We start from the raw sequence: 13,743 nt of genomic DNA, 5'->3' as shown, positions 1-13,743 counted from the left end.
ATGAGAGGAGAAAAACGCATGAATAAGAAGTTGGTAATGGGAATTGTTGCAGGAGTAGGTGTAGTAGGTACGGTTGCAGGAATAGTTCACAGGAGCAATCAGAAAGTACGCAGGGCAAATCGTGCAGTCAGCGAGGCAACAGAGCTTGTAGAGAAATCTATGGATGTAGTGGAAAGGGCAATAAAGCTCCTTGATCGCACCTATGATTTTGAGGACGACTACGATTTCCTTGAGGATGATTATGATGAGGATTTCGAGGATGACTACTGTGATGACTTCGATGAGGAAGGAGACGATGACTGCGATGATTAACCTGGTTGTGGCTGAAAAGCCTTCGGTTGCGCAGTCCATCGGAAAGGTACTTGGATGCACCGGCAGACAGGATGGATACCTGGAAGGAAATGGATATCTTGTCAGCTGGTGCGTTGGGCACCTCGTAGAGCTTGCTGAGCCGGAGACTTATGATAGCAAATACGAAAAATGGAAAAAGGAAGATCTTCCTATAATCCCAGATATATTCAAGTATCAGGTTGCAGCTTCCACCAAAAAGCAGTTCCAGATATTGAAGGATCTGATGAACAGAGATGATGTCACAGTAGTAACAAATGCCTGTGATGCAGGACGTGAAGGGGAGCTAATATTCAGACTTGTCTATGATAAGGCAGGCTGCAAAAAGCCAATGAAGAGATTATGGATATCATCCATGGAAGATGAGGCTATAAGAAACGGTTTTGATAACCTGGCTGATGGGAAGGATTATGACAGGCTTTATGAAGCTGCACTTTGCAGAGAACGAGCCGACTGGATTGTTGGCATCAATGCCACAAGGTTTTTCACCTGTTCTTATGGACAGACCTTAAATGTAGGCCGTGTTATGACTCCTACACTGGCTCTCACTGTAGAGCGTGAGGCACAGATCAGGGCATTCAAGTCGGAAGACTTTTATCAGGTACAGCTGGAAGGGAATGATCTCATCTTCACAGGAGAACGTATCCCTGATAAAGCTGAGGCTGATGATCTTGCGGAGAAATGTAGAATCGAGGGCAAGGCAGTAGTAACAAAAGCAGACATAAGTGAAAAGTTGGAAAACGCTCCTGCTCTTTTTGAACTGACTTCTTTGCAGAGAGAAGCTAATAAAAGATATGGCTTCACAGCTCAGCAGACTCTTGATTATGCTCAGAGCCTTTATGAGAAAAAACTGCTCACCTATCCAAGAACTGACAGTAGATTCCTCACAGATGATATGGAGACAACAGCGAGTTCTATCCTTGGAATCATTGAAAACAAGCTCTCCATAAAGGTAACGGATGAGCTTAATTTCAAAAAGATCCTTAATAGCAAAAAGGTCTCTGATCACCATGCAATCATCCCAACTGAAACACTTAGGTCGACAGATGTTGAAGCACTTCCTGAAGGGGAAAAGAAAATATTGCAGCTTGCAGCTACAAGGCTTGCCGAGAGTGTATCAGCTCCTTGCAAATATAAGGAAACTGTTGCAGAAGTCAGTTGCCTTGGGAAAACCTATACGCTTAAAGGGAAATATATAGCTGATCCCGGATGGCGAAGTGTAGCTAATACCAAAGATAAGGATTCTGATGAGGATAGCAGAGTTATTATTCTGGATTTTAAGGCAGGCGATACAGTTGCAATTGATAAAACTTCTGTGAAAGCAGGGAAGACCACACCTCCAAAATCCTATACAGAAGATACACTTCTTTCTGCCATGGAAAAGGCAGGCTGTGATGAAATCCCTGATGAAGCTGAGAGGAAAGGACTTGGCACACCTGCCACAAGAGCCGGTGTTATAGAAAAGCTTGTCCGCATTGGATTCTTGGAAAGGCGTGGAGATAAGAAAACAAAATATCTTGTTCCTACGCATAAGGGCGAGACCTTGATCACAGTTATTCCTGAATCCATTCAGTCAGCTTCCATGACAGCCGACTGGGAACAGAAGCTTTTAGAAATTGAAAAGGGCAGCTATGATGCAGATGCCTTTATGATTGAGATCACACAGATGATAAGAAACCTGCTTGATACCTACAGGATAGTTCCTGATGCAGAGGTACTTATGCATCCTGTATATGAGCCTTTGGGTAAATGCCCTCATTGTGGAAGCAATGTAGTGGAGAAGTCCAAGGGCTTTTTCTGTGAGAATAAGGACTGCAAATTTGCTCTTTGGAAGGATAATCGTTTCTTCGATTCTCTCTCCAAGAAGCTTACGAAGCAGATTGCAGTGCAGCTGCTTACAGACGGAAAGGCAAAGCTGAAAAAATGCAGGTCGGTAAAAACTGGCAAGACCTATGACACTACAGTAGTCCTATCTACAACTGATAATGGTCAGCCACAGTTCACTCTGGACTTTGCGAAGGGAGGGAAATAGCCTATGGAGAAAAAGAGAAAGAATAAGATCAGAAAATGGGATGAAGTCGGCGGTGTAGTAGAAGTCGAGGAAGAAGTTTTGTCGGAAAGCCCGACAGAAGATCCCGGAGCTGGTCCATCTGTCAGCAGGAACTTCATGCGAGGCATTGAGGACATGGTTGAGCAGAATGATAACAATTTCGATGGTGTCATTAACAATCTTCCTGAAGATAAGACACCTGCTCAGAAGACAAATGCTGATGTGATAGACGAGGAACAGGAGAAAAAATCTGTTCTTAAGAAACTTCAGGAAGCTGCCTATGATGTTGAAAAGCCAAAGCCTGTAACTCCTTGCTGCATCTGTAATGCCATGGAGAGATTCTGACATGCGTGAGTATACTGACAGAATCCGGGTATGGATAAAGCCCGGAGATAAGGAAAAAATCAGAAAGCGTATGGAAGAAGCCGGTATCAGAAACATGTCTGCCTATATCAGAAAAATGGCGATTGATGGTTATGTTATAAAGCTGGATCTTAGCGATGTGAAGGAGGTATCACGACTCCTTCGCATCAATGCCAATAACATCAATCAGTATGCAAAAAGAGCCAATGAGACAGGCAGCATATACCTGGAAGATATCAAAGATGTTCAGAGACAGCAGGAAGAACTTTGGATTCTTATGAAAGAAATATTACAGAGGCTTGCTACGATTTAAGAAAAGAGGTGATGACTTATAGCTGCTACCAGACTTATAGCCATGCATATGAATAAAGGAAAATCCATTCAGCAGTGCCTGAAGGACAGAACGGATTATGCTCAGAATCCTGAGAAGACAGATGGCGGTATTCTGGTCAGCAGCTATGAGTGTGATCCTAAGCTTGTGGAGGAGCAGTTCGCTCTTGCCAAAAGAGAATATCAGCATAATACCGGCAGAGAAAATAATAGCGATGTGATTGCCTATCAGATCAGGCAGGCTTTCAAACCCGGAGAAATCACACCAGAGGAAGCAAACAGAATCGGATATGAAACGGCTATGCGCTGGACTAAGGGGAGACATGCTTTTATAGTTGCAACTCATGTAGATAAAGCTCATATTCATAACCACATCATCTATAATTCAACGAATCTTACCTGTGACGGCAAGTTCAGAGATTTTCATTTATCAGGAATAGCACTCCAAAAAGTCAGTGACATTGTATGCCTTGAAAATGGTCTCTCCGTCATAACTCCAAGGAAACCCAGTGAACGGAGTAAGCGCACAGTTTATCCTCAGCGGAAAAGCTATCGTGAAGAAATCCGTGAGTCCATTGATATCTGTATGGAACAAAAGCCCAAGGATATGGAAGAACTTATAAAGCTTCTCCAGGAAATGGGCTACGAAATAAAACGCGGTAAATATGTTTCTCTTAAGGGTAGAGATCAAAAGAAATTCTTACGAATGCGCTCTCTTGGAGCAGGCTACAGAGAAGAGGATCTGGAGAAAGTCTTTTCCGGGGAAAGTGCATTTACACCTGATCCGAAGCAACAGCGTACTGACGAAAATGTTTATGTTAAACCTGAGCCAAAGGTGGATATGCTTCTTGATATCCAGGCTATGATAGCCAAGGGAAAAGGACCAGGCTATGAACGCTGGGCTAAGGTTCATAACATCAAGCAGATGGCACAGACACTTTTGTTTCTTGAAGAACATGGTCTCAGAGATTATGATGAACTCTCAGAAAAAGCCAAGGCTGCCTCCGAGAGATTTGGAGAAATTACTGAGAAGCAGAAAGCTCTTGAGGCAAGGCTTGTTGAGATAGCTGCCCTGAAAAAGCATATCATAAACTATTCCAAGACTAAGGACACTTATGCCGAATATCGCAAGAGCGGTTATAGCAAAAAGTTCTTTGAAGAGCACAGGGAGACTATCACTCTTTGTAAAGCTGCTAAGGAAGCTTTCTCCAAGATCGAGGGTAAACTTCCTAAAATCAAAGAACTGAATCAGGAATACAGCGAAGTCCTTCAGGAAAAGAAAAAGACCTATGCCGAGTACCGGCAGGCGAAGCAGGAAATGAAAGATATACAGATGGCAAAATACAATGTTGATCTGTTCCTCAAATTTGAGGAGCAGAAAGATCAGGCTGAAAAGCAAATGACAACTGAACAGACTCGATAAGAATTAGGGAGATTTCATTGTGATGACACAGTGGAGTCTCCCTCTTTTTTGCGTTATAGGAAAATGCACTCAGCGTCAGTTTATCTGATGCGTGGCTCCGAGTGATAACGAGGTTCAGGGGGATTGGGGGAATGACCACCAACAAGCAAAAACGCGCCGAGGGTCCTCGGTGCCCTGCTTGCGAAAATGAAAAAACTTTGTTGAGAGTCCTTTTTAATGGACATATCGTGTGCGCATAATAATAGTGGAGAGAAGGAGGTAATTATAGCAAATAATGAGAATGAAATCTTTACAAACTCGAAGATTTAATGCATGTATTTATTGAGTGTTCTCTGAGATTGTAGTATAATTTCTGTATGTTGCGTGAATAGCGGCTTATTTAAAACCCGCTAATTGTAGAAAGGTTTATAAAAGACATGGCAATATCATACAACGGATTGTGGAAATTATTAATCGACAAAAACATGAACAAGACAGACCTTATGAATGAAGTGAAGCTCAGCAGTGGAACTATTGCTAAGATGAGCAAGGGTGAGCCTGTTTCTATGCTTGTGTTAGAAAAAATCTGTGACAAGCTGGATTGTGACTTTGGAGATCTTGTTCATTTTGATAAAACTGATAAGGCAGAGGACAAAATGAATGGCAAAATATGATTCACCATATAGTGGAAGTGGAAGTCTGACCAGAGAACAATTTCTTTTTCATGAAACAAAGATAGTTGCCAAGCTCATGGTTGATGATCAGCTTTCTGATGATGAAATTGTGGACAGAGTTGTAAGGGATAACTTATTCCAATTTCCCACAGAAAGAATGATTAAAAATATAGCAAAGGTATGTGTTAAGCGATTACGTACATTGGATGATATGACACTTATCGGTGTTATAGCACACAGTCCAATGGAAGTTGCTAAGCAGGCTTGTCTTTATGCCATGATGAAGCAGTATCGTTTGGTATGGGATTATATGATTACGGTTATCGGAGCAAAGTATCGTGAGCAGGATTTCTCGTATGGGCGTATTGATCTCAATGTTTTTTTTATGAGATTGCAGGAGCAGGACGATGAGGTGGCTTCATGGTCAGAGGCAACCATAAACAAAATAAAACAGGTGCTTAATAAAATTCTTATAGAAAATGATTACATTGATAGTCCAAGGGCAACAGCGCTTAATCCGGTTATGATCTGCTCTGAAGTTGAAAATGCAATTAGGGCAAATGGTGAGGATGTAGCATTACCGGCATTCAATTGTTTTTATTAAAAGTTAGGAGATGTTTTGATGAGCAACATATTAGAAAGGCTTGATAAGTTAAAAGCCCAGATGCAGGACCCTGATTTCCAAAAGGGGAATGGTCTTAGCAACGAAGTCAATATTCATATATTTTGTTATGACCCCAAAGATGAAATGGCTGTGAGATATTTTACAGAGCAGCTGGTTTCTGATCAGGATGTCAACTGTCATGTTATAGAAAAAAATCTTTACAAGGTATTACTTAAACTTTGTGAAGATAAGAGGTTGTTAGATAAGATTCCAAAGCTTGAAGAGACAAAAGGTACAAAGTTCATCCTTGATAACATCCAAGGTAAGTCAGCTTCAGCGAAGAACTTCGTGGCTGAAATCTGTAAAGATGGATTCAAGGAAGGGGATGTACTTCTCATTACCGGAGTTGGCGAGGCTTATCCGTTTATAAGAGCACATGATGTTTTGAATGCCATTCAGCCTCAGGAGTTAAACAGCATTCCAATTGTTGTTTTATATCCGGGATCATTTGACGGAAGAGATGTATATTTGTTCAACAAGCTTCCTAAGCAGGATTACTATAGAGCATTTAATGCAATTGTGGAGGGTACACGATAATGAAGATTCAAAAGATGTTTAAAGACGATATCAATAGACCTATTAATGGTGTCGTACAGGTAGAACAGGATACAGAAAGAGTTCTTATCCAGGAGTTGGATGAGTACGTTGTAACCAAGGAATTAAAGAAGCATTTCATAACACTCTTCAACAATTATGGCGATGCGTTTGATAATAAGACTAATGATGTCGGTGTATGGATTTCCGGCTTCTTTGGAAGTGGTAAATCTCATTTCCTAAAGATTCTTTCATACATTCTTGCCAACAAGGAAGTTCAGGGCATCAAGACTGTAGAGAGATTTCGTACAAAGTTTGAGGATGATCCTGCGACATTCATGCTCATTGATAAAGCTACAAAGGGTGAGACAGATACAATCCTTTTCAATATTGATATCGAGGGTTCTATCAATAAAGATGCAACAGCAGTCCTTCGTGTATTCGCAAAGATGTTCTATAACTACCTTGGCTTTTATGGCGAGGACTTAAAAGTTGCAAAACTTGAGCAGTTTGTTGATAAGCAGGGCAAGACAGAAGAGTTCCGCAAAGTATTTGAGGAAAAGAACGGTGATTCCTGGATTAATACCAGGGAGTCATTCGTATTCTTTGAGGATGATGTAGTGGCTACTCTTCAGGAAGTTCTTGGTATGAGTGAAGAGGCCGCTCGTAACTGGTTCAATGGAACAGAAACTGTAGAGACATCTATTGCTCAGCTTGTATCAGAAATCAAAGATTATGTAGATAAGAAACCTGAAAACTTTAGGTTACTTTTCATGATAGATGAGGTTGGTCAGTACGTTGGTGAGAACACAGATCACCTTCTTAACCTTCAGTCACTTATCGAGGAAATCGGTAGCAAGTGTGAAGGTAAGGTTTGGGTAATGTGTACTGGTCAGGAAGCTCTTGATGAAATTATCAAGACTCGTCAGGACGAGTTCTCACGTATTCAGGCAAGATTTAAGACCAGACTATCTCTTTCTTCAACATCTGCTGATGAGGTTATCCAGAAAAGACTCCTTTCAAAGACTGATGAAGCACAGGAAGAATTAGAGAAGGTTTATAACGCAAACGACTCTGTTCTTAGAAACCTCCTTAAGTTTAATAAGGATGATGCACTTCTTGATGTAAGAGGATTTGAGACACCACAGGAATTTGCAAGAGACTTCCCATTTGTACCATATCAGTTTTTGCTGTTACAGAAGGTTTATACAGCAATCAGAAAACATGGTAATGCTGGCAAGCATCAGTCCAGTGGTGAGCGTTCAATGCTTTCAGGATTCCAGGAAGCAGCAAAGAGCGTTCAAGAGCAGGACGAGTTTGCACTTGTACCATTCTATAAATTCTATGACACCGTTAAGACATCTCTTGACGGTGCTATTAATCGTGTTATTGACAGATGCCAGAATGCCGCTGATGAAGATAGAGGCATTAAGCAGCAGGATGTTGACGTATTAAAACTGCTTTACCTTATTCGTTACGTTGATACTGATGTTAAGTCTACACTGGATTCAATTGTTATCCTCATGGCAGATAATATCAACATGGATAAAATCCAGATGCGTGCTCAGGTGCAGGAGTCATTAGACAGACTTCTCAGCCAGAATTACATCGGAAGAAATGGGAATACTTATAATTTCCTCACTGATGAAGAGCAGGATATCGCAAGAGATATCAAAGAAACTTCTGTAGATACAGCACAGATTATTGAGCGTATTGGTCATCTTGTATTTGGTGATATCTACGACAAAAAGAAATATCGTTATAAGATTTACGACTTCCCGTATGACCAGTATGTTGATGGAACAGCTATAGGTTCTGTGACCGGTGGTATGAAGTTGCAAATCTATTCTATTGCAACAGATGACTACGAGAAGCAGGATCTTAGGCTTCAAACCAATTCCAAGGGACAGGCTATAGTTGTACTTGGTGATGGTAAGTATTATGAGTGCATCGAAAGCGCATTAAAAATTCGTAAGTATGTAAAGACAAGAAATATTTCACAACTTCCTAAGTCAGTACAGGATATAATCCGTGCACAGCAGGATGAAGCTACAAAGTATGAAGGCGATGCACTTGATTACATCAAGAGAGCTATAGAAGAAGCTGAGTTCTATGTTGATGGGGAGCATATTGAAATAAAAGGTGGAGATGCTAAGAGTAAGCTTGATCAGGCTCTTGAGTATCTTGTTACTCATGTTTATTACGACCTTGATCTCATTGGAAAGAATTATAATGATGATTCCGATATCATTGGCATTCTCACCGGACAGAGCCCTACAATTCCTGGTGCCAATGAAAATAGCGGCGCGGCTCAGAAGATTGAGGGCTACCTTGAGATGCAGGATATGAAGCACATCACAACCAAGATGTCAGATATCCAGGCTCGATATCAGGGTATACCTAGCGGTTGGAGAGAAATTGATATTGCAGCGGTTGTTGCACTTCTTATATATGAGCAAAAGGTAACTATCAAGTATGGTGGTATGACAATTCAGCCTACAGATCCAAAGCTCCCGGATATGCTCCGTAAGAAGACAGAGATAGGTAAGACTGAGATTACAAAGCGTCATGTTGTAAGTCCTGCAAAAATGAAGGAAGCAAGAGATTTTCTTAGGGACTTTCTTGATGTTATGGATGTACCTACAGATGAAGACGGACTCATTGCATTTATAATTGAAAAGTTTACAGAGCTTGAGAATCATTATAATGAACTGCTTAACAAGTATGAGGAGCATAAGTATCCGGATAAGCAGCTTGTTCGTGACGCCGTTAGAGTTGTTAAAGATGTTCTTTCACAGAAGAGTGACAACATAGCCCTTATTGATAAGGTGGTAACAAGTGAAGATACACTTTACGATATGCAAGATCATCTTAAGGATGTTGAGAGCTTCTTTAAGACTCAGGTATCTCTGTTTGATAGTGCATCTAAGTTTGTTGAAAATATGAACAAGGATCTTGATTATATTAGCAAAGATGATGATGCTACACATGCTTTGAATCAGATGAGATTGATCACTACAATTTTTTCTGATAAGAAGTATGACTATAAGAGAATACCAGAGCTTAACGGACTTCAGGCAATCGTTGAGAAGTCACATGATGCAATGCTTGATGAAAAGAGAGCATCATTGTATGAAATAGTACAGTCCTGCATGGCTGACATTCATAAAGATGCTAATGTAAATGAGGATACAAAGCTTATTTCCGATAAAGCAGATAAGTTCTATTCACAGCAGAAGGATTCAATTGCTGCGGAAAAGAGCCTTAGAATTCTTGATGGTGTTTCAGTTCAGCTCTGGGGACGCAGAGATGAAGCAGTGATGGCTATTGATGCAGCTAAGGCACCTAAGGTACCAGAAAAGTCTTCTGTAACACCAGCGGGAGGGGATGTTCCTCCAACACCACCTAAGAAGGAAATCATCAAAAAGGTGGCTAGACAGCAGATGTTCCCTGCAAAGGTTCTTAAGAGTGATGAAGAGATAGATGCTTATGTTGAGAACATTCGTAAGCAGATGAAACAGTACATGCAGGGTAGTGATGGAATCCAGATAACCAATTAAGGAGATGCGCAAATGGATAAAAATGCGATAAAGAAATATGCGGTATGGGCAAGAAGAGAACTTATTGAAAAGGTTTCACAAAAAGCCCTTCAGTTTGGAATTGAAGAAGGCAAAGAACTAGATTTAAAGCTTGAAAGTATCAATGGAGTTTTGCTTTCTGATGTTGAGAAAAAACAGCGCCAGGCTTTAATCAATAAGATAAATGAGGACGGATATAATCAAGTGATGGAAGAGGTTGCATACACTTGGTTTAATAGATTCATTGCAATTAGATTTATGGAGGTAAATGGGTATTTACCTAGTCATGTTAGAGTTTTTACGGATGAAAATAATGCTTTTAAGCCACAAATAATGGCGGAAGCATTGCACCTAGATTTTGAAAACCTTGATCAAGAAAAAATCATAATGATGAGGCAGGAGAACAAGGATGATGATTTATATAAGTACCTGCTTATTTCACAGTGCAATGAATTGAGCAAGATTTTACCATTGATGTTCCAAAAGATAATGGACTATACAGAATTACTACTTCCTGATTATTTGTTGAGAGAAGGAAGTGTTATTCAGCAGATGATTGAGATGATTCCAGAAGAAGACTGGACAGATCAGGTTCAAATAATTGGATGGATGTATCAGTACTATAACACAGAGCAGAATGAACTGGTATATGATGGAACATTGTCAAAAGCGCATTTATCGAAGGAATTAGTGCCTGCAGCCACAACAATTTACACACCTGACTGGGCTGTTAGATATATGGTTGATAATAGCCTTGGTAGATTATGGATGAAGAGTAATCGTGGAGAAAATGGTGTTGTAAGAGAAAAAGCAAAGTATTATCTCGACAAGGAAACAGATATAAATACTGACAATGAAGGACTAGATAGAGATATTCAACCCGAAAAGATTAAATGCCTTGATCCTTGTATGGGAAGTGGACATATTCTGACATACTTATTTGATTTTCTGATTGCTATTTATGAAGAATATGGATATTCAGCAAGGGATGCTGCGGCACTGATTATTAATAACAATCTATATGGATTGGACATTGATGATAGAGCAGCGCAGCTATCTTATTTTGCAGTAATGATGAAGGGACGTTTTTATGATAGAAGGATTTTTAGCAAGACTATAACTCCACATATTTTTGCAATTAAGGAAAGTAATGGTATTGATGCTAGTGTAGTTGATTATTTTAGTAATTCTAAAGAAGACTTAAAAAATGATATAAAAACAATAATAGATAGCTATATCGATGCTAAGGAATATGGTTCAATACTGGATATTCCAAGAGTAAATTTTGATGCGTTATATGAAAGATTTGAGGAAATCGCTAATGAATTAAATCTGTTCTCGGCAATGGCATTGGAGCAGTTATATCCAATTGTACAGATAGCAGATGTTATGTCGCAGAAATATGATGTTACTATTACGAATCCACCGTACCTTGGCAGCAATAGATTTGGGAAAAAATTGGATAATTATGTCAAATCAAGATTTGCTACTGTAAAATCCGACCTTTCAATGGTGATGTATAAGCATGCGTTAGACAAGTACACCAAAGTAGATGGTTATGTAGCATTTATTACTACTACATCATGGATGTTTTTAAGTAGTTTTGAGAATTTACGTGAGGAAGTATTTTCCAATTACTCAATTGACACATTAGTTGATTTTGGAACAGAGTTGTTTGAAGGTAAGGTTGGACATAATGCAATAGTGGCATGGGTTACAAAAAAAACCAATGAAAACGCAAAAACATTAGGTGTAAAGCTTTCAAACTATTGCTATTCGCTTCGAGACAGAAAAGAACCAGAATTCTTTAATAAAGACAATTATTATTATGTATTTAGGGAAGATTTTGAAAAAATCCCAGGTAAACCGGTGGCCTATAGTGTTACTCATAGCGCTGTAAAGTGCTTCGAAGATGGCGTTAGGGTAGATTCATTTGCATTTCCTAAGCAGGGGATGGCTACAGCGGATAATAATAGATTTTTACGTCTATGGTTCGAGGTAGACATAAATAAAACAAATTTGCATTGCAAGTCACATGAAGAGGCTGAAGAGTGCGGTAAAAAATGGTTCCCATATAATAAAGGTGGTGGGTTTAAAAAGTGGTATGGAAATAACCAGTACTTAATTAACTGGGAGCATGATGGAGCTGAATTAAAGGCATTTAAGGGAAGTGTTATTCGAAGCCCACAGTTTTATTTTCAGCAAGGAATATCGTGGTGCAAGGTAACTAGCGGCAGTTTTTCTATGAGATATATACCAGAAGGTTTCTTGTTTGATGTTGCTGGATGCACTTTATTTACAGATGCTGAGAAAATAAAGTATGTTCTGGGCTATATGAATTCAGCAGCAAATGCATATATATTATCATTGATTAGTCCGACTTTAAATTATGAAGTTGGTCATGTGGGAAGCTTGCCAATACTCTTTGCTGAGAAATCTGTACAAGATGAAATAGTAAGGCTTGTTGAAGAAAATATTGAAATATCAAAAGCAGAATGGGATTCATATGAGGAATCTTGGGACTTTAAACGGCATCCACTAATACCTGATAAATTTGGTGATAATATCTTGATAGCTGATTTATATACTAGATGGGATAATTTATGTGAGGAACGTTTTGATAAACAAAAGAAAAATGAAGAAACCATTAATAAGTTATTCCTTGAAATATATGGATTTACCGATCTTGATGGAACAGTAGAAGATAGGAACGTAACCTTAAGAAAAGCAGATGTTAAAGAGGATATTAAGAGACTTATTTCATATGCGGTTGGGTGCATGTTTGGACGATATTCGTTAGATATGCCTGGAATTGTATATGCAGGTGGTGAGTGGAATGATGAATGTTATAAGACGTTTGCAGCAGATAAAGATAATATTATTCCAGTAACCGATGATGACTATTTTAGCGACGATATCGTAAATAGATTTATAGATTTTATAAAATATGTATACGGAGAGAAGACTTTAGAAGATAACTTAAGTTATATTGTTGAAGCTATCGGTTATACTGGACAATCGAGAGCAGCTTTAAGAGAGTATTTTAATACAGAGTTTTATGCAGATCATTGTTCTATGTATTCGGTAATGGGTTCCGGAAAACGTCCGATATACTGGATGTTTGATTCTGGAAAAAAGAACGGGTTCAAGTGCCTTATATACATGCATCGCTATCAACAAGATACCATTGCGAGAATAAGAACAGACTATGTTCATGAACAGCAGGCAAGATATAGGACGGCTATAGAGGAAACAGAAAATAGAATAGGGCAAGCATCCGGTTCTGACAAAGTGAAGTTGTCTAAAAAACTTGATTCATTGAAAGCTCAAGATGACGAGATTCACGCGTATGAGGAAAAAATACATCACTTAGCTGATCAAATGATTAGTATTGATTTAGATGATGGGGTTAAAGGAAATTACGAATTATTTAAGGATGTACTTGCAAAATTAAAATAAATAAGGAGAGCTCATCATGTTAAAACTATTTATTTGGGGTAGAACTCATAGAACCAATGCAACGGCAAAATACGATGTTAATACAGGCGAGGTTAAAGTGCTAAAAGGAACAGTTGTTTCTGAGGATGTAAAGGATTTTACTCATAAGGAAGAAATCAAGGCATTAAGACTAGCTGTAACAAATGAGAGTGGTGAGCTACTAAAAGACGTGGAGTTTAGCAATCCAACAGCAGCAGCCCAGTTTGTATGCGGGTATAGTGTGAGCGGTCCAATTGCTTGGCATGTTGAGAAACACAAAAATTTAGCAAATTGGTTAAAAGAAAATAAGTAGTAGGGTTAAA

General features: G+C 39.2%; 11 protein-coding genes. All 11 read left to right on the top strand.

Features of this window, described 5'->3' with window-relative positions; all coding sequences use genetic code 11:
* The first annotated feature begins 18 nt into the window (after positions 1-18).
* The 11 genes from BUA02_RS00175 to BUA02_RS00125 all read left to right on the top strand — a co-directional run bounded on the left by BUA02_RS00175 (position 19) and on the right by BUA02_RS00125 (position 13,733).
* Complete coding sequence (locus BUA02_RS00175) at positions 19-312, top strand: hypothetical protein (RefSeq protein ID WP_072699995.1); 294 nt, start codon at positions 19-21, stop codon at positions 310-312.
* Complete coding sequence (locus BUA02_RS00170; protein WP_072701152.1) at positions 308-2,380, top strand: DNA topoisomerase 3; 2,073 nt, start codon at positions 308-310, stop codon at positions 2,378-2,380. The genes BUA02_RS00175 and BUA02_RS00170 overlap by 5 nt, the downstream gene beginning before the upstream one ends.
* A 3-nt stretch (positions 2,381-2,383) precedes the next feature.
* Positions 2,384-2,743: a DUF4316 domain-containing protein gene (locus tag BUA02_RS00165; RefSeq protein ID WP_072699993.1), complete on the top strand. Its 360-nt coding sequence runs from the start codon at positions 2,384-2,386 to the stop codon at positions 2,741-2,743.
* Position 2,744: 1 nt separating this feature from the next.
* The gene (locus BUA02_RS00160) at positions 2,745-3,074 is read left to right on the top strand and encodes a plasmid mobilization protein (protein ID WP_072699992.1); all 330 of its coding nucleotides are present in this window, start codon (positions 2,745-2,747) and stop codon (positions 3,072-3,074) included.
* 18 nt (positions 3,075-3,092) lie between these two features.
* Entirely contained in the window at positions 3,093-4,514 is a 1,422-nt protein-coding gene (locus tag BUA02_RS00155) for a relaxase/mobilization nuclease domain-containing protein (protein ID WP_072699990.1), read from the top strand.
* A 416-nt stretch (positions 4,515-4,930) separates the two neighbouring features.
* Positions 4,931-5,167, top strand: coding sequence for a helix-turn-helix domain-containing protein (locus BUA02_RS00150; RefSeq protein WP_072699988.1), 237 nt, complete (start codon positions 4,931-4,933; stop codon positions 5,165-5,167).
* The gene (locus tag BUA02_RS00145; protein ID WP_072699986.1) at positions 5,154-5,771 is read left to right on the top strand and encodes a DUF1819 family protein; all 618 of its coding nucleotides are present in this window, start codon (positions 5,154-5,156) and stop codon (positions 5,769-5,771) included. The genes BUA02_RS00150 and BUA02_RS00145 overlap by 14 nt, the downstream gene beginning before the upstream one ends.
* An 18-nt stretch (positions 5,772-5,789) precedes the next feature.
* Entirely contained in the window at positions 5,790-6,368 is a 579-nt protein-coding gene (locus BUA02_RS00140) for a DUF1788 domain-containing protein (protein WP_072699983.1), read from the top strand.
* A complete protein-coding gene (brxC, locus tag BUA02_RS00135) occupies positions 6,368-9,925 on the top strand; it encodes a BREX system P-loop protein BrxC (RefSeq protein WP_072699981.1) in 3,558 nt (1,185 codons plus the stop codon). The genes BUA02_RS00140 and brxC overlap by 1 nt, the downstream gene beginning before the upstream one ends.
* Positions 9,926-9,937: 12 nt before the next feature.
* Entirely contained in the window at positions 9,938-13,402 is a 3,465-nt protein-coding gene (pglX, locus tag BUA02_RS00130) for a BREX-1 system adenine-specific DNA-methyltransferase PglX (protein ID WP_072699980.1), read from the top strand.
* Between the two features lie 16 nt (positions 13,403-13,418).
* Entirely contained in the window at positions 13,419-13,733 is a 315-nt protein-coding gene (locus tag BUA02_RS00125; RefSeq protein ID WP_072699977.1) for a DUF4357 domain-containing protein, read from the top strand.
* The last annotated feature ends 10 nt before the right edge of the window (positions 13,734-13,743 follow it).

The sequence above is a fragment of the Butyrivibrio hungatei DSM 14810 genome, assembly GCF_900143205.1.
GTDB classification, from domain to species: Bacteria; Bacillota; Clostridia; order Lachnospirales; family Lachnospiraceae; genus Butyrivibrio; species Butyrivibrio hungatei.
This window is presented reverse-complemented; position numbering and strand designations above follow the sequence as displayed.